The 16,314-nt window shown below is 29.2% G+C and carries 20 protein-coding genes; 14 read left to right on the top strand and 6 right to left on the bottom strand.

Translation table 11 applies throughout. The features are described from left to right. Nucleotides 1–7: 7 nt before the first annotated feature. The 12 genes from V3V28_RS05380 (at nt 8) to V3V28_RS05430 (ending at nt 7,297) form a co-directional block, all read left to right on the top strand. Nucleotides 8–529, top strand: coding sequence for a LysE family translocator (locus V3V28_RS05380; protein WP_331364003.1), 522 nt, complete (start codon nt 8–10; stop codon nt 527–529). A 26-nt stretch (nt 530–555) separates the two neighbouring features. Beyond that, the gene (locus V3V28_RS05385) at nt 556–714 is read left to right on the top strand and encodes a hypothetical protein (RefSeq protein WP_331364004.1); all 159 of its coding nucleotides are present in this window, start codon (nt 556–558) and stop codon (nt 712–714) included. Nucleotides 715–960: 246 nt separating this feature from the next. Further along, a complete protein-coding gene (locus tag V3V28_RS14665) occupies nt 961–1,107 on the top strand; it encodes a PepSY-associated TM helix domain-containing protein (protein WP_442957520.1) in 147 nt (48 codons plus the stop codon). Between the two features lie 51 nt (nt 1,108–1,158). Beyond that, on the top strand, nt 1,159–2,019 hold the full coding sequence (locus tag V3V28_RS05390; protein WP_331364005.1) for an AraC family transcriptional regulator: 861 nt from the start codon (nt 1,159–1,161) through the stop codon (nt 2,017–2,019). 100 nt (nt 2,020–2,119) lie between these two features. Beyond that, nucleotides 2,120–3,001, top strand: coding sequence for a nuclear transport factor 2 family protein (locus tag V3V28_RS05395; protein WP_331364006.1), 882 nt, complete (start codon nt 2,120–2,122; stop codon nt 2,999–3,001). A 49-nt stretch (nt 3,002–3,050) separates the two neighbouring features. Beyond that, a complete protein-coding gene (locus V3V28_RS05400) occupies nt 3,051–3,629 on the top strand; it encodes a YceI family protein (RefSeq protein WP_331364007.1) in 579 nt (192 codons plus the stop codon). Nucleotides 3,630–3,764: 135 nt separating this feature from the next. Then, nucleotides 3,765–4,100 (top strand): antibiotic biosynthesis monooxygenase, encoded by a 336-nt coding sequence (locus V3V28_RS05405; protein ID WP_331364008.1) that lies wholly within the window; start codon nt 3,765–3,767, stop codon nt 4,098–4,100. Between the two features lie 65 nt (nt 4,101–4,165). After that, nucleotides 4,166–4,468, top strand: coding sequence for an ArsR/SmtB family transcription factor (locus V3V28_RS05410; RefSeq protein WP_331364009.1), 303 nt, complete (start codon nt 4,166–4,168; stop codon nt 4,466–4,468). A gap of 59 nt (nt 4,469–4,527) precedes the next feature. Beyond that, nucleotides 4,528–5,559 carry a threonine aldolase family protein gene (locus V3V28_RS05415; RefSeq protein ID WP_331364010.1) on the top strand — a complete coding sequence of 344 codons (1,032 nt, stop codon included), beginning with the start codon at nt 4,528–4,530 and terminating at the stop codon, nt 5,557–5,559. Between the two features lie 12 nt (nt 5,560–5,571). After that, on the top strand, nt 5,572–5,877 hold the full coding sequence (locus tag V3V28_RS05420; RefSeq protein ID WP_331364011.1) for an NIPSNAP family protein: 306 nt from the start codon (nt 5,572–5,574) through the stop codon (nt 5,875–5,877). 29 nt (nt 5,878–5,906) lie between these two features. Continuing rightward, entirely contained in the window at nt 5,907–6,827 is a 921-nt protein-coding gene (locus V3V28_RS05425; protein WP_331364012.1) for an EamA family transporter, read from the top strand. 44 nt (nt 6,828–6,871) lie between these two features. Then, nucleotides 6,872–7,297: a MaoC/PaaZ C-terminal domain-containing protein gene (locus V3V28_RS05430; RefSeq protein WP_331364013.1), complete on the top strand. Its 426-nt coding sequence runs from the start codon at nt 6,872–6,874 to the stop codon at nt 7,295–7,297. Nucleotides 7,298–7,551: 254 nt separating this feature from the next. Here V3V28_RS05430 and V3V28_RS05435 read toward each other — a convergent pair whose 3' ends face one another. The 6 genes from V3V28_RS05435 to V3V28_RS05460 all read right to left on the bottom strand — a co-directional run bounded on the left by V3V28_RS05435 (nt 7,552) and on the right by V3V28_RS05460 (nt 13,127). After that, nucleotides 7,552–8,430 carry a bile acid:sodium symporter family protein gene (locus V3V28_RS05435; protein ID WP_331364014.1) on the bottom strand — a complete coding sequence of 293 codons (879 nt, stop codon included), beginning with the start codon at nt 8,428–8,430 and terminating at the stop codon, nt 7,552–7,554. Nucleotides 8,431–8,466: 36 nt separating this feature from the next. Further along, entirely contained in the window at nt 8,467–10,902 is a 2,436-nt protein-coding gene (locus V3V28_RS05440) for a M1 family aminopeptidase (protein ID WP_331364015.1), read from the bottom strand. A 146-nt stretch (nt 10,903–11,048) separates the two neighbouring features. Continuing rightward, on the bottom strand, nt 11,049–11,594 hold the full coding sequence (locus V3V28_RS05445; protein ID WP_331364016.1) for a DUF4252 domain-containing protein: 546 nt from the start codon (nt 11,592–11,594) through the stop codon (nt 11,049–11,051). A 62-nt stretch (nt 11,595–11,656) separates the two neighbouring features. After that, on the bottom strand, nt 11,657–12,169 hold the full coding sequence (locus V3V28_RS05450) for a DUF4252 domain-containing protein (protein ID WP_331364017.1): 513 nt from the start codon (nt 12,167–12,169) through the stop codon (nt 11,657–11,659). A 39-nt stretch (nt 12,170–12,208) separates the two neighbouring features. Next, nucleotides 12,209–12,631: a hypothetical protein gene (locus V3V28_RS05455; RefSeq protein WP_331364018.1), complete on the bottom strand. Its 423-nt coding sequence runs from the start codon at nt 12,629–12,631 to the stop codon at nt 12,209–12,211. Next, nucleotides 12,618–13,127, bottom strand: a complete 510-nt coding sequence (locus V3V28_RS05460) for an RNA polymerase sigma factor (protein ID WP_331364019.1) — start codon at nt 13,125–13,127, stop codon at nt 12,618–12,620. Before V3V28_RS05460 ends, V3V28_RS05455 begins: the two co-directional genes overlap by 14 nt. Nucleotides 13,128–13,295: 168 nt before the next feature. On the opposite strand from V3V28_RS05460, the gene V3V28_RS05465 reads away from it, so the two are divergent. Further along, on the top strand, nt 13,296–14,747 hold the full coding sequence (locus V3V28_RS05465) for a S41 family peptidase (RefSeq protein ID WP_331364020.1): 1,452 nt from the start codon (nt 13,296–13,298) through the stop codon (nt 14,745–14,747). A gap of 28 nt (nt 14,748–14,775) precedes the next feature. Next, nucleotides 14,776–16,197: a S41 family peptidase gene (locus tag V3V28_RS05470; RefSeq protein WP_331364021.1), complete on the top strand. Its 1,422-nt coding sequence runs from the start codon at nt 14,776–14,778 to the stop codon at nt 16,195–16,197. Nucleotides 16,198–16,314 lie beyond the last annotated feature (117 nt).

Genomic DNA, 16,314 nt, shown 5'->3' on the forward strand with positions numbered 1-16,314 from the left:
AAAAGAAATGGAATTATCATTTTCCGCAGGTTTAGCATCAGGTATCATTATACACACCATTGTAATAGCAACAGCTTTATCAGTTCTCGTACAACAATCGCCTTATGTATTTAATGGCATAAAAATATTTGGAGCAATATACTTACTCTATTTGGCCTATTTAACATACAATGAAGAAACGACTACGGTAAATATATCCAATCAAGCAATCGGTTTATACATCAATGAAAAATGGTTTCCGTTATACAAAAAAGGGTTTATTATGAATGTATTAAACCCTAAAGTAACCTTATTTTTTATTGCCTTTCTACCTCAATTTGTCAGTAAAGATGGATTTCTTTTTTCCGTACAAATAATTATTTTAGGAATACTATTTATGATACAAACATTTTTAGTTTTTAGCATTATTGCGATTGTTTCAGGGAAATTAAGGCAATTTTTAAACTCAAATATCTTCTGGAAAAAAGTAAAATGGATTAAGATTACAATACTTATACTTTTAACAGGACTCTTGGTGCTAATACCGTAAATTTCAAACAACAAAAGAACATAATTATGAAAAAAAGTAAAGCATATTGGAACCGATTAATTCACAGAGATTTAGCCTGTTTTTTCTTAGGTTTAATTATTGCTTTCTCGGCATCTGGGATTATTTTGAATCACAGAGTAGATATAGATCCTCAAGAATATACAGTTCAAACAGACGCTATTTAGTTTGATTTACCCAAAGATGAATTATTGATTACAGATGATTTTTTTAGAAAGGCTTTAACTGATAAAAACATCAATGAAAATTATAAAATAGAGATAATGATATACGGCTATATCTTAATGATGCATTTGTAAATATTGATGCAAAAACAGGGGTTGGCGAAATTGATTATGTAAAAACCATTCCTGTTTTAGGGCAAATGACAATACTACATAAATCAACGAGTAAATGGTGGATTTGGTTTACAGATAGATATCTTTGGAATTGCAATGTTAATCATTGCAATAACAGGAATGTTTATTTCTAAAGGCAAGTATAGTTTTAAGAAAAGAGAATGGATATTAACATTAATTGGTCTTATTTTTCCCTTTATTTTCTTATTTTTAATTCAGTAATAAACATAAGAGAAAAGTATAAATTGTTTAGTTCAATAATCGTATAAAGTTGTGAGCAAAAAAACACCAAAATATAAATTTAATAGTAGTCAGAATTTAGATTTTGAACTAACATCAATGCCTGCTATTTATAAAAAAAGCAAATCAAAACTATCGCTACCACATAGGCAGGAGTTTTATGGTATTTTCTATTTTACAAACTCGTACGGGAAATATTTTATTGATTTTAAAGAATATGACATCAAAAAAGGTAGTATTTTTTTTATTTCAAACGAGCAAATTCATTATTTTAAAAACATTGAAAAAACTGAAGGAAATGTAATTCTGTTCACAAATTCATTTCTTGAAAACGATTTTTTAATCGAACAAGTATTTGAGCAAAATATTGGCAATCCAACCCTTTCTTTAAATGCTGAGTTATTAAATGAAATTGATTTATTAATTTCACAAATTAAATCTACTATCATTTCTACCAAGAAAATGAAATCCGATATTTTAAAAAAATATTTAGAAATCATTTTATTAGAAATAGTTCAATCCAAACAGGAAAATTTACTTTTACAAAACATCTATTATCAACGTTTTATTCAGTTTAAAAAAGACCTTAAAGAGCATTATAGAGAGCAGAAAAGCGTTAAATTTTATGCTGACAAACAGTCTATAAGTCCCAAGACATTAAATTTAGCAATAAGAAAAATTATTGACAAAAGTGCTAAGCAGTTTATAAGTGAATACATTATTTTGTTGGCAAAACGAATGTTAATTAACTCAAAATATTCAATATCTGAAATCACATATGATTTAGGTTTTGATGAACCTACCAATTTTATCAAATTCTTTAAAAATAAAGAAAAGATAACACCTTCAGTGTTTCAAAAGAAACACAAACACCCCCTTTTTACACTACATTAAACTATAATTGTTCCATTTTCACCATTATTTGTAAATTTTACACCTTTTCAGTTTTCTGCTTTCATTCTACTTTTGTACTCTAATTTAAAAACAAATAATTATGGTAAAAAATATTTTAATGGGCGTTGCACTATCTACAGTAATTTGGTCTTGTTCTACTTCGCAGAAAAAAGATTCAGTAACAAATAAAAAGGAAATAAAAATGGTAACAAAAAGTAACAAACAAAAAGTAAAAGTAGTTGAACTACTTAACAGTATCGAAAATGGTGATACAAAACCAGTATCATATATTAACCCAAATAAATATACACAACACAATTTAGCAGTTGGCGATGGATTGGCAGGTTTTGGACAAGTTTTAAGTCAATTGCCAAAAGGAAGTGCAAAGGTAGAAGTAATAAGAGTATTTGAAGATGGCAACTATGTATTTGCACACACAAAGTATAATTTTTTTGGACCAAAAGCAGGATTTGATGTATTCAAATTTGAAGATGGTTTAATTGTAGAACATTGGGATAATTTACAGGAAATTGTTGATAAAACTGTTTCAGGGAGAACTCAATTTGATGGTACAACCGATATTATTGATTTAGATAAAACGAAAGCAAACAAAATATTGGTAAAAAACTTTGTAGTAGATGTTTTAATGGGTGCAAATCCATCAAAAATTACTGATTACATTTCAACTGAAACCTATTTACAACACAATCCTAATGTTGGAGATGGATTAGACGGTTTAGGCAAAGCATTAGAAGAATTAGCCAAAGCAGGAATGCCAATGAAATTTACGAATAACCATAAAATACTTGGAGAAGGAAATTTTGTTTTATCAATTTCGGAAGGTGAATTCTTAAAAAAACACGTATCATTTTATGATTTATTCAGAATAGAAAACGGAAAAATTGTAGAGCATTGGGATACAATAGAAGAAATTCCTACTAAAGAAAATCGTAAAAATAATAATGGGAAGTTTAACTATTAAAGTTTAAAAAACTACAAAGTATCTTTACGTAATGGTATGTGATTTAAAAATGAAAAAATTAATTAAAAATTCGATAGCAATATTAGTAATGACGTTTATTACTTTATCGTTCACCACAATAAACAACGAGAAAAAAGCAATTAAAACGGAAGACAGTAAGGTAACCTGGAAAGGTTATAAAGTAACTGGTTCTCATCAAGGAACTATTGCTATTCAGTCAGGTTCTTTAACATTTTCTGAAGATAAATTATCTGGCGGAGAGATTGTAATAGATATGAAGTCTATTAAAAATACCGAAATGGAAGGTGAATACAAAGGGAAGTTAGAAGGTCACTTAAAATCGAATGATTTTTTTGGAGTGGAGAAATTTCCAACGGCAACTTTAGTGTTTAATGATATTAAATTAGTAGGTAAAAATTCATATACTGCAACAGGTAATCTAACCATTAAAGGAAAAACAAATGCTATCACATTTTGTATATCAGTCTATGGAAACAAAGCAACGGCTAATCTTAAAATAGATAGAAGTAAATTTGATGTTAAGTATGGTTCTACGAGTTTTTTCGAGAATCTAAAAGATAAGGCTATATATGACGAATTTGATTTAATTGCTGATTTAGAGTTCTAAAATCAATTAAATAATCAATAACTAAAGGAGATCATTTAAAATAGATACTTTTGATGATCTCTTTTTTTATTTTAGATTGCATTATTTTTCTCAAGAAAATGATTATTTTTAAAACAAAATTTTAAGACTTCAATTATGAATACAACATTAAAAATTATACGAACCTGGAAAGGTTGGACTACTATAGAAAATGCACCTATCTACGAAGATATGCTTATTAATGAAATATTTCCTGCGTTAAAAAAGAAAGGAGTTATTGGATTAGAAAAGGTCAGTATTTCTACCCAAAACAAAAAGGATGAAGTAGAATTCTTTGTCATTATTCAATTCGAATCTCTTGATGCTGTCAAGACTTTTGCTGGTGAAAATTATAAAAAAGCCTATATACCTGAAAATGCACAGAAAGTATTATTGAAATATGATGAAACAGTAGAATATTATGAATTAAGAAAGGAATTAATCCTAAAATAATAACAAAATTCTACTTTTATTTGAAATAACACATCTACTTATATAGATATGTATATATTTACAGTATGGATATTATAGAAATCAGCAAAGCACTTTCCAATCAAACCAGATTGAACATATTAGAATGGTTGAAAAAACCTGAAGATAATTTTCCTTATCAGTTACTTGCAGATGGTTTTCAAATTGGTGTTTGTGTTGGTAATATACAAGAAAAGGCTGCATTATCACAATCTACAATCTCTACCTATTTATCACAAATGGAAAAAGCAAATTTAATTATCTCAACAAGAAAAGGTAAATGGACGTATTATAAAAGAGACGAGAAAATGATTGAAGCGTATATTGATTTCTTAAAAATAGAACTCTAATTTTTTTATATAATACATCTATAATTCTAGAAATATAAATATTGAAACAATCCAATGATATGAAATACAGTTTTTTAAATGATTACAGCGAAGGCGCACACCCAAAAGTATTAGATGCTTTGGTAAGTTCTAATATGGCACAACAAACGCCTTATGGAGATGATGATTATTCCAATACAGCAAAAAAACTAATTAAAGACAAAATAGGTAATCAAAACCTTGATGTCTTTTTTGTTTCTGGCGGCACACAAGCAAATTTAATTATCATTTCAGCAGCATTAAAATCTCACGAATCGGTTATTTCGGCAAATACAGGGCATATTACCTTGAGAGAAGCAGGAGCAATTGAAGCGACAGGGCATAAAATAAATTCGGTAATTTCAAGTGACGGAAAACTAACCAAAGAGGACATTGTAGAAGTACTGAAAGAACACGATTTTGGTGCTCACGTTGTAAAACCTAAAATGGTCTATATTTCTAATGCTACAGAAATTGGTACTATTTACACAAAATCTGAATTAACCAATTTATCCGATTTCTGTAAAAAAAACAATCTATACCTTTTTTTAGATGGAGCAAGATTAGGTTCTGCATTAACAGCATCTAATAATGATATTTCGTTATCAGATATTGCTAATCTTACCGATATTTTTACTATAGGAGGTACTAAAAACGGTGCTTTGATTGGTGAAGTCATCATTATTACCAATGATAAACTGAAAGAAGATTTTCCATTTCACATCAAGCAAAGAGGTGCAATGCTATCTAAAGGACGAATATTAGGTATTCAGTTTTTAGAATTATTTAAAGATGATTTATTTTTTGATTTGGCAAAGCATTCTAATATTATGGCATCAAAACTTTCAGAATCAATACAAGCAAACGGGTATAAAATGTCATCAGCATCTACATCCAATCAAATATTTCCGATACTACCAAACCAATTAATTACAGAATTAGAAAAGAATTTTGAATTTTACAGATGGAGTAAAATAAATGATGAGTTTACAATACTACGTTTAGTAACATCTTGGGCAACTGAAGAATCTAAAGTAGATGAATTTATAGATGTAATCAATATAAATAACTAAAACAATAAAATTATGATAACCTGTTACCTAAATTACAAAATTGACCCTTATAAATTGAAAGAATTTGAAATCTATGCTAAAAAATGGATTCCATTAGTAAATAAATTTGGAGGAACACATCACGGCTATTTTCTACCTCATGAAGGAACAAATGATATGGCAGTTGCACTATTTAGTTTTCCTTCATTGGCAACCTACGAAAAGTATAGAAAGGATAGTTTTAAAGATGCAGAATGCATTGAGGCTTTTGAATATGCTGCTAAAACTAGATGTATCATCAATTATGAACGTAGTTTTATGCGACCTGTTTTTAAATAAACACTTGAACGGATTATCTAAATATAATAATGAAATTTAAAAACAATACTTGGTTAATTATAGCATCCTTTTTTGCTATCTATATTTTTTGGGGAGCAACCTACTTATTCAATAAAGTAGGTGTAATGCAGGAAATTCCGCCATTTTTATGGGTCGGAATTCGATTTGTAATAGCAGGAATACTATTATTTATTATTGCTCATTTTTCTAAAAATACGTTACCTTCTCGGTCTGAAATTAAAAACGCAATAATAGCAGGAATCCTTTTAATAACCCTTGGAAACGGCTTGCTTGTTTGGGTATTAAAATATGTTGATAGTGGTTTTGTGGCAATGGCATTTGCATCACAACCATTAATTATATTGTTGCTTATGCGATTACTCTATAGAAAAAGAATTCAAACAAAATCTTGGGTTGGTATCTTTTTAGGAGTCTTGGGAATGTATCTACTCATTAATCAAGGATCGCTAAACATACTTCATCAACAAAAATGGGTTTTAGCAGTATTACTATGTTCCATAACGGCTTGGAGTTTAGGGCTTATATTTGTTTCGAGAACAAAATCAAAAAATAGTCATAACACCTTTTATTGGGTTTCGGGTGTACAGATGTTCTCCGCAGGTAGTATCCTTTTACTGATTAGTTTACTTATTGAGAAACCTAATTTTAACGAACTTAATATAAATACCGATGTAATTGTATCAATGCTATTTCTAATAATTTTCGGTAGTTTAATTGCCTATTTGGCTTTTAATTATTTACTAAAATATGTTGCACCACATAAAGTATCTACTCAAGCATTAGTGAATCCGATTGTTGCGGTACTATTAGGTGCTATTTTTCTAAAGGAAGAGTTTACGATGCAATCTGTAATTGCTTCTACCATATTACTAACAGGCTCATATTTTATCAATTCAACTAAAAATGAACCAGATTATAAAGAAAAATGATGAAAACAACAATAAAAGAATTAAATAATTCTGAACCCGACTTTTTGATTGGACTTACTCCAGTTAGTACAGTTCCTTTCAAAAATGTACTCGAATTTGCAAATCTTCTGGGAGACACACAATGGATTCATACTGATAAAGATAAGTGTCAAAAAGAATCTCAGTATGGAACTCCAATAGTTCACGGATTTTTATTGTTAGGAATGATTCCGAATATTATAAATAAGTTGTTTAATGTTACTGATGCAAAAGCACGTATAAACTACGGACTTAATAATGTCCGATTTCCTCAAGCACTTAAAGTAGATCAAGAATTTCAAGTCCGTTTAGTTTTTCTTTCCTCATTTAACAAACAGAATCATTCTGGAGCAAAATTTAAAATAACTTTTGAACCACTTGATGATGGCAAACCATTTTGTGTGGCAGAATTACTATATATTTGGGTTGGCGTAAATAAAGCCAACGCATAAGCCATACACATTTTCAATTACTCACGTCTTTTATATTTTTACTTTAAGGTGTTCGTGAACTTACGTTTCGTTCAAAAAAGCCAACAGCACAAGGCAAAACTGCAAAAGAGTATGGCTTGCCAACGCTATCAGTAGAACGGAAAAACAGAATAGCCAGCACGTAACACGGTATAAAAATAATAGCGGTTTTAGTGCTAAATTGAAAGATTCGTGCCTTGAAATTCGCTACTATTCTTATACTAACCGTTAGCTAATTATACAGATTCTACGTTTTTTCTTTTGCTCAATTGCCACATTAAAATTCCTCCCGTAATAAACATCCAAATAGAATATGCTCCTGTAGGAATTCCCATTTCTACATTGTTTAGAATAGTTGTTGCTATAACAAATGCAAGTGTTCCGTTTTGAATACCACTTTCAATAGTAATTGAAATGGAATTTTTTAAATCTAATTTAAATAGTCTAGCAGTTAAGTAACCAATTGCCATCGTTATTAAATTTAAGAACAATGTAACCATACCTACTTCTTTCATTGCGGTTCCTATTAACTTATAGTTTGCTGCCAACACCGCAATAAAAACTAAAATAAAAATTACGGTTGATGCAATACGCATTGTCTTTTCCATTCTTTTTGCAAAACTGGTTTTAAACTTACGAATAAGCATTCCTAAAGAAATAGGAATAACTGTAATTACCATAATTTGTAAAATGGTGTCTAAAATTGGTAATTTAATAGCAATATTGGTATTTGAACCAAAATAAGCCAATGCATAAGATAAAATAAACGGTATTGTAAGTACGCTAATAATACTAGCAATAGCAGTTAATGTAACAGATAAAGCAATGTTTCCTTTACAAATTTGTGTAATTAGGTTACTTGTTGGTCCTCCTGGACAAGTTGCTAAAATCATTAATCCTACAGCCATAATTGGATTTAAATCAAAAGCTACTGCTAAAGAAAAACCAATAATTGGTAAAATTATAAGTTGATTTGTAAGTCCAATTAAAATTGCTTTTGGGTATTTTATAATTCTTGTAAAATCCGCAGGAATTAAAGTCATTCCCATTCCAAACATAATTATTGCAAGAGATAATGGTAAAAAAATAGTACTTATAAGTTGGGCAGCTGTCATAGATTATAATTTAGTAGAAATAAATTTAATAAAAACCTACAATAACTTCGCCATCGCTTCTTTAATGATTTCTGTATTCCTAGGTCTGTTTTTTGTTTCTTTAATACGCTGGTATTCAATCATTTTTCGCATTAAATTAATAACTACTTTATCGAAATTGAAACCTTTAAATTGGTTTCCTTTTACCACCATATCATCTACTAAATTCTGTATGGCTTCTGTATTATTGCTTTCAGAAATTTGTTTAAATGCTTTTTTAAAAATTACTTTTGTTGCATCATCTCCAGTCAAAAACATACCAGACAATACGTTTTTTGCGATAAAAGGTAGTTCTGTTACATCATTTTCTTCAATAAAAATACGTGTTAAAGGTGTTGCTAAAATCTGTCTTACTTCGTCTGGCAATTCTTTAGATTTTGCAATTGCCAAAGGTTTGTCTACATAATACAATGCAACCAAGGCTTTACCTAAAACTGCATAAGATTTACTATCTAACTCCTTAACAAAAACAGATTTCAGTATAGGATCCGTTAATTTACCCAACGTTTCTATAGCTGCAGCTTGTACCAAAGTTTTTGAATCGTTATTTGCAATTCGTATTATTTTTTGAATGTCTTTCTTTTTAGAAAACTTGTTAATTAAGTCAATATTTTCTAATGCTAAAATTCTAATTTTATAGGAAGTATCATTCATAGCATTAGAAACTGCGTTAAATGCAACTTTTTCTTCTTGCTTTTTTATTACTTCTAACAAAGCTTCTTTTCTGTGTGCAAAGTTTTCTGCGTTTTTCAGTTGAAAAATATAATCGCTTAATACTTTATTCTCATTAATTTCACATAACACAACGCCATCTGCATTTACTTGAATAAATGTAGGTTGTTTTATATAGGGAAATGTAAAGGATGCATCTTTTCCGTCTACAAAAACAGTATGACGCGTTCTTTTTCCGTTTTCGAAAATATCGATTGCAAAAGGAAACTTAAAAGAAGCTGCTTGCATTTGAATAATGTTAACAGTTACCTTCTTTTGTATGGTATTGTAATCGTAAGAAATTTCAATTTTTGGATGACCAGCACCAAAATACCACTGATTAAAAAACCAGTTTAAATCTTTACCTGTTACTTCTTCAAAAACCAAACGCAATTGATGTACTTCTGCAGATTTGTATTTGTATTGGTTTAAATAGGTTTTTAAGCCTTCAAAAAATGCTTGGTCTCCTAAATAATTTCGCAACATGTGTAAAATAGCGCCACCTTTATTGTAGCTCACCAAATCGAACATATCTTCTTTGTCATCGTAATTAAAACGCACCAAATGTTTGTCGAAATTCTGACCATTCATATACATTTCTGTATCTTCATTTAAATGCATGTTTGCATCTAATTTTCCGTATTTATGTTCTCGCCAAAGATATTCGCTATAATTAGCAAAAGATTCATTTAAGGTAAGATTAGACCAACTTTCTGATGTTACTAAATCGCCAAACCAATGATGAAACAATTCGTGCGCAATGGTGTTTTCTTGTACGTTTTCATCAATTAATTGCCCTGGTTTTTGATATGCTTTTTCTGAATGAATTACAGCGGTTGTGTTTTCCATAGCTCCAGAAACGTAATCTCTACCAACAATCTGACTGTATTTGTTCCAAGGGTATTCTACACCTAAAATATTTGAGAAAAACCCCATCATTTCTGGCGTTTTTCCGAAGATATCTTTTGCATACGGCGCGTATTCCTTTTCTACATAATAATCTACCGGAATATTTTTGTACGAATCTTTAATGATTTCATATTCCCCAATTCCCATAAAAAATAAATACGGTGCATGTTTTTGATCAAATTTCCAATAATCTGTACGGTTGGCTCCGTTTTTAGTTTGATTGACTAGTTTTCCGTTAGAAAGTGTTTTGTATTTATCTGGAACCGTAATATAAATTTCTTGAGAAGTTTTCTGATTTGGAGAATCTATGGTTGGAAACCAGCAACTGCTTGCTTCAGTTTCTCCTTGTGTCCAGATTTGTGTGGGTTTGTTTTTGTCTGCGCCATCTGCATTTATAAAGTACAAACCTTTGGCAGATGTAATTGCTTTACTCCCTTTCTGTTTTATTTTTTCTGGGCGTGCAGTATATTTTATATATAATGTAAATTCTTCGTTTCTACTGTATTCTTTAGGTAAATCGATAACTAACTCAAAATGATTATAAAAATATTCTAATTTTTTATTTTCTAAAGAAACTTGATGAATGATCATTCCTTTTGCATCTAAAGTAATTTTGTTAGTTGCGTAAAAATGTGGTTTTGCTGTTACCCAAGCTTCACCATTTAGCTGTTTTTTAGCAAAATTAAAATCGACTTTTAATTTTGTATGTACTAAACTATGGACTTTATCATTTTCTGCTCTATATGAGTTTTGCGAGTAACCAAAAGTTGTAAGTAACACAAAAACAAATAACAGTATTTTTTGAATCTTCATAAATATCATTTTCTTCAAGCTTCAAAAATAAGAAATAAATAGGTTGAAGCTGTTAATGACTAGTTAATTTCAAAAAGTATACCAAAACAAATAATAAAAGCCACAATCTAAATAAGATTGTGGCTTTTATAAATATGTGAAAGCGTTTATTTTACATTGAACATTTTAGCAAATTGTTCGATTGAAGAATTGTCTCCATCTACATTTACACTGTTCATCATTTCTATAATTTTTGCAGGATTCATGTTTTCTCCTAATAATCTTGCAACTCCTACTCCAGCTTCTTTTCCGTAACCAAAAGCAATTACTTCATCTATAGATTCAGTATCTCCCGAATAATAAACTTTTACATTCATACCTTTTGCCTTCATAGACATTAGTGTTTTATAAGTGTCATTATCTGCAAAAATGCTTTTCAGTTTTGCTTTTTCAGTTTCGTATGCTGCATCATTATCTGCTGTTTTCTTTAAGAAAGCAACATTAATTTTCTTGATACTTTTAATGGTTTCTTTTACATCATCAGAAACATCTGCTTTAGTTGTTAACATAGAGCCAACAGGTAAATCGCCTGTCATAAAATCTTCTTTAGCACTAGAGTCTACCAAGTAACTTTGTAATGATTTTTCATTCTTACAAGAACTTACCATTAAGACTAAAAATACTAAAGATAATATGGTGGTTAATTTTTTCATTGTATATATTTTGATTAAATATAAAGTCGAGCTATAAAAACCCGGCTTTAAAATCTAGGTTATTACTTTTTATCCTTTGAGAATGTGTCTGCTAAATCAGATAATTTATTAATATCTATGTTACCAGTTAAAGAAATAATTACAGAATCTACATTCTCTTTCGTTTTCTTATTAATCCCTTTTACAAACATTAATACTTCACTTACATAATCTTTATTCTTACCCGTTTTCATGTAAATTTTAACTCTAGAACCATCGCTTTTTACACGCATAAACTCTGTTAAGTTGCTTTTTTTAATGGCAGTTTTTACCATTCCATCCATTTTATCTGCAATACCTGCATCGTTTGTAGAGAAAACTTTTAATTCTTTCAATTCTTGAATCATTTGAAAAACCTTAAGCGTTTCATTATCTTCAATTTTTACATTTTTGAATTTAGATATCATTTCAAAAGCATCTTTGGTAACTACTACCACATCTACTCCGTCCATATCTTCTAATTTATCAAAAAATGACTGTGCGTTGGTTATCATTGGTGCAATTACTAACGCTATTAATACTATTATTTTTTTCATAATTTCTGTGTTTACTTGGTTTTATTATTTTTACTTGGTTTATTTTAATATTTTATTTACTGTGTTTTCATACGTATATAAAGTTGCTACCGCTTGTTCTCCTTTTTGAAGATTATTAGATAACATTTTTAACGCGTTGCTTACTTGCGCAAACTGTTTTTCTGCTTGGTGTTTTTTGTATTGATTATTACCAATAAATACACTAAACAATAGTACTACTGATGCAACTACAGATAACCATTTTAAGTTTCTTCTTTTAGATTTCTTTGGTTCTAACTGAATGGTTTTTGTAAAAGTTTCATCTTTAGATACTGCAAAATAATTAAACATATATTCGTATTCTTGCAAGTGTGGTGCTACATTACCTTCTGTAAAATAGTTTTTTAAGGTTGCTTCTTCTTGCAAAGAAGTTTCTGCGTTTAAATATTTTTCTACTAATCTTTCTATGTTAGCTAACTCCATAGTTGTGTTTTTTAATTAATTGTTCCCTTATTGTTTTTCTTGCTCTAGATAACGCTACTCTTACTGCTGTTGGTTTCATATCCACCATTTTACAGATTTCTTCAAAATCATATTGCTCAATATCTCTTAATTGAATAATAATTTTTTGTTGTTCTGGTAAATCTTCTATCAATTTGTGTACTTGGTTTACACTATCTTGATGTTCAATTTTTTTATCTAAAGACGTTTCTTTTTCTTTATAATTACTGTGTACAAGCGTTAAATTACTTGCTTGTTTAGATTTTAACCTGTCATAACAATAATTCTTTGTCATGGTCATTGCAAATGCTTCAACATTCTTGTAATCAGCTATTTTTTCTTTGCTTTTCCATAATTTAAAAATCAATTCTTGCGTAGCATCTTCAGCTTCTTCTCTAGAAACTAAAAGCCTTTTCGCTAATCGGAAGACTTTGTCTTTAAACGGTAAAACAACTTTTAAAAAGTCTGACTGGTTCATTTCGTTTTGGTTGATTTTTGTTTGCAAACCTATAATTGTTACCTTTCTTATTATTGGGTTTACATCTTTACGACGAGTAACTATTTAATTTGTTACAATAGAATCGAAAATAATACTAATTCTCTTTATATTGCGTTAGTTTTACGATAACTTATTATAAAAACTTGAATGAAAAATTTCTTTAAAATAGTTTCAATACTGTTTATAACCTCATTATTCTTTAATTGTTCTAAAGATTATCAGGTACCTGATAATTTAATAGTACAAGATTTTGTTTGGAAAGGTTTAAACGCTTATTACTTACATCAAAATGAAATAGCAGATTTATCTGACAGGCGTTTTAATTCTGATCAACAATTAAATGCTTTTTTAAGTGGTTTTACAGATTACAATTCACTTTTTTCAAGTTTATTAATTACTTCCGACACAAAATCGACCTTAATTGAAGATTATACAAATTTAGATGTTGTTCCTTTAAGAACTGCAGATACTAACGGAATGGAGTTTGGCCTTACAGCAGAACCTGGAAATACAGAAAATGTTTTAGGTTATGTTTCTCATATTTTACCAAATTCTGATGCTTCAACAAAAAACATTGAAAGAGGTGAGTTTTTTAACGCTGTTGATGGTATTCAATTAACAAGAGATAATTATTTAAATTTACTTTTTCCAACAACTTCAACCATCATTTTAGAAATGGTAGATTTTGATGGAATTATAATTACACCAAATACAAAACAAGTTACTTTAGAAAGACTTACTTATAATTACGCTCCAATTTCTTTAGAAAAAACGTTTGCTATAAATACAGACAATATTGGTTATTTAATGTATAATAATGACTTCTCTACCAATTACATCAACGATTTAAATAACACGTTTTTAAGTTTTAAAAATCAATCTGTTAACGAATTAATTTTAGACTTAAGGTATAATGTTGGTGGCGGAAGTTTTGCTAAAAACGTATCGGAAATTGCAGCCATGATAACTGGGCAATTTACAGGTGAAACAATTATAAAAGAAGAATGGAATTCTAAAGCTCAACCTTGGTTTTTGGCAAATCAACCAGATTCTTTAATTACCAAGTTTCCATTAAAATTAAACCCAACTACAAATATTAATAGTTTAAATTTAACAGACGTTTATATTGTATTAAATGGAAATAATTTTACAGGTTCATCTGCAATTGAATTATTAATTAATAGTTTAAAATCACATATTACGGTACATGTAATTGGGAATCAAACTGCAGGAAATAATACAGGTGCTATTACTTTGTATAATTCTGAAGATTATGATTTTATTAATAGAAATGAAACACATACAGTGGCTTTACAGCCTATAGTGTTAAGTTTTCTGAATAAAAACGACGAAACATATACAAACGGATTTACACCTACAATAGATCTTTGTACAAATGAAGATATTTTAAATTTAGGTGTTTTAGGTGAAACATCAGATCCTATTTTAGACCGTGTTTTAAATTACGTTTCTTCAGGAACTATTGGTACTTCTAATTGTAACCCCAATAATTTTGAATTTATTTACAATAGTATTGATACGCAAAGAGTAACAGATAACGGAGTTTTTATAAAACAGAATTTACCAAATACAAATTAGAATGAAAAAAATTATATAGTTCAGTTTATTGGCAATCATCCTTTTATTAGCAGCTTGTACAAATAGAGAAGCTGAAGATACTATAAAACCAGGCGTAAGTGATGACGCGAATTACTTCATTTGGAAAGGTATGAATGCTTATTACTTTTGGCAGAAAGACATACCAAATTTAGCAGATAACAGATTTACTACTTTTAGTGATTTGTACACACATTTTAGAGGATATTCTTCTCAAGGAAGTGTATTTGAAAGCTTATTAAAGAAACCAAATGATCGTTTTTCTTGGATTGTTGATGATTATGTTGAATTAGAAAACTCTTTTCAAGGAATAAACTTAAGCAATGGAATGGAGTTTGGCCTAAAAAGGTACGAGAATAGTGCTGTAAATATCTATGGTTATGTACGTTATGTTGTTCCTAATTCTGATGCAGATAACAAAGGTGTTAAACGTGGAATGATTTTTAACGGTATAAACGGAACACAACTTACAGATACCAATTACACAGGTTTACTATTTAGTAGTAACACCAATTACACTGCTAATTTTGCTGACTATAATGCAGGAAACCCAAGTTCAAATGGAGGTTCTGCTGATTTAAATAAAGTACAAATTCAAGAAAACCCGATAGCAGTTTCTAAAATAATTACTGATGGAAGTAAAAAAATAGGTTATTTGCTATACAATCAATTTGCAAGTTCTTATGATGGCGAATTAAATGCAGCTTTTAGCACTTTTAAATCTTCAAATGTAGATGAGTTAATTATAGATTTACGCTACAATGGTGGTGGTTCTGTTAGAACCGCAACTTATTTAGGATCTATGATTACCGGTCAATTTAACGGGCAATTGTATTCTAAAGAAGTTTGGAACGAAAAAGTACAAGCTGCAGTTTCTGCAGATAGGTTTATAAATAACTTTACAAATGAAATAGAAAATGGTTCTATAAAACAAACTATAAATAATTTGAATTTAACAAGTGTTTATTTTATTGTTTCTGGAAGTACAGCTTCTGCTTCAGAATTAGTAATTAATGCTTTAAGTCCTTATATAGATGTAAAAATAGTAGGTACTACAACTGTTGGTAAACAAGTTGGCTCTATTACTTTATATGATTCTGAAAATCTACAAAGAACTGGTGATAATTTAAATCCAGATCATAAATATGCTATTCAGCCAATTGTGTTAGAAATTTCTAATAAAAACAATCAAAATTATCCAGAAGGTTTTATACCTGGTTTAACTTTACCTGGAATTAAATTGGCAGAAAATTATGGTAATTTAGGTGTTTTAGGAGAACGTTCAGATCCTTTATTAGATAGAACGTTAGTTTATATTTCTACAGGCGCAAAAACAAGCCTTAAAGAAGATATTCTAGAATATAAAGAGATTTATAATTCTAAATTAGCAACACCTTCTAGCAATAATATGTATGTAGAGCTTAAGGAATAGTAAATTTTTCTTTTTCAAAATAATAAAATCCAGCGATAAGCTGGATTTTTTCTTTACAATAAATTAAAAACGTTTAACTTAATAAAGTTAGCAAACAATTTTAGCCCAGATTAAAAC

The sequence above is a fragment of the Polaribacter sp. genome (assembly GCF_036480315.1).
Taxonomy (GTDB): domain Bacteria; phylum Bacteroidota; class Bacteroidia; order Flavobacteriales; family Flavobacteriaceae; genus Polaribacter.

Excerpts from the sequence above, each read along its gene's own strand:
- V3V28_RS05440 (WP_331364015.1), bottom strand. The coding sequence starts at position 10,902 with ATGAAGATTCAAAAAATACTGTTATTTGTTTTTGTGTTACTTACAACT.
- V3V28_RS05465 (WP_331364020.1), top strand. The coding sequence starts at position 13,296 with ATGAAAAATTTCTTTAAAATAGTTTCAATACTGTTTATAACCTCATTA.
- V3V28_RS05410 (WP_331364009.1), top strand. The coding sequence starts at position 4,166 with ATGGATATTATAGAAATCAGCAAAGCACTTTCCAATCAAACCAGATTG.
- V3V28_RS05420 (WP_331364011.1), top strand. The coding sequence starts at position 5,572 with ATGATAACCTGTTACCTAAATTACAAAATTGACCCTTATAAATTGAAA.
- V3V28_RS05405 (WP_331364008.1), top strand. The coding sequence starts at position 3,765 with ATGAATACAACATTAAAAATTATACGAACCTGGAAAGGTTGGACTACT.
- V3V28_RS05415 (WP_331364010.1), top strand. The coding sequence starts at position 4,528 with ATGAAATACAGTTTTTTAAATGATTACAGCGAAGGCGCACACCCAAAA.
- V3V28_RS05460 (WP_331364019.1), bottom strand. The coding sequence starts at position 13,127 with ATGAACCAGTCAGACTTTTTAAAAGTTGTTTTACCGTTTAAAGACAAA.
- V3V28_RS05385 (WP_331364004.1), top strand. The coding sequence starts at position 556 with ATGAAAAAAAGTAAAGCATATTGGAACCGATTAATTCACAGAGATTTA.
- V3V28_RS05435 (WP_331364014.1), bottom strand. The coding sequence starts at position 8,430 with ATGACAGCTGCCCAACTTATAAGTACTATTTTTTTACCATTATCTCTT.
- V3V28_RS05425 (WP_331364012.1), top strand. The coding sequence starts at position 5,907 with ATGAAATTTAAAAACAATACTTGGTTAATTATAGCATCCTTTTTTGCT.
- V3V28_RS05450 (WP_331364017.1), bottom strand. The coding sequence starts at position 12,169 with ATGAAAAAAATAATAGTATTAATAGCGTTAGTAATTGCACCAATGATA.
- V3V28_RS05395 (WP_331364006.1), top strand. The coding sequence starts at position 2,120 with ATGGTAAAAAATATTTTAATGGGCGTTGCACTATCTACAGTAATTTGG.
- V3V28_RS05380 (WP_331364003.1), top strand. The coding sequence starts at position 8 with ATGGAATTATCATTTTCCGCAGGTTTAGCATCAGGTATCATTATACAC.
- V3V28_RS05455 (WP_331364018.1), bottom strand. The coding sequence starts at position 12,631 with ATGGAGTTAGCTAACATAGAAAGATTAGTAGAAAAATATTTAAACGCA.
- V3V28_RS05400 (WP_331364007.1), top strand. The coding sequence starts at position 3,051 with ATGAAAAAATTAATTAAAAATTCGATAGCAATATTAGTAATGACGTTT.
- V3V28_RS05445 (WP_331364016.1), bottom strand. The coding sequence starts at position 11,594 with ATGAAAAAATTAACCACCATATTATCTTTAGTATTTTTAGTCTTAATG.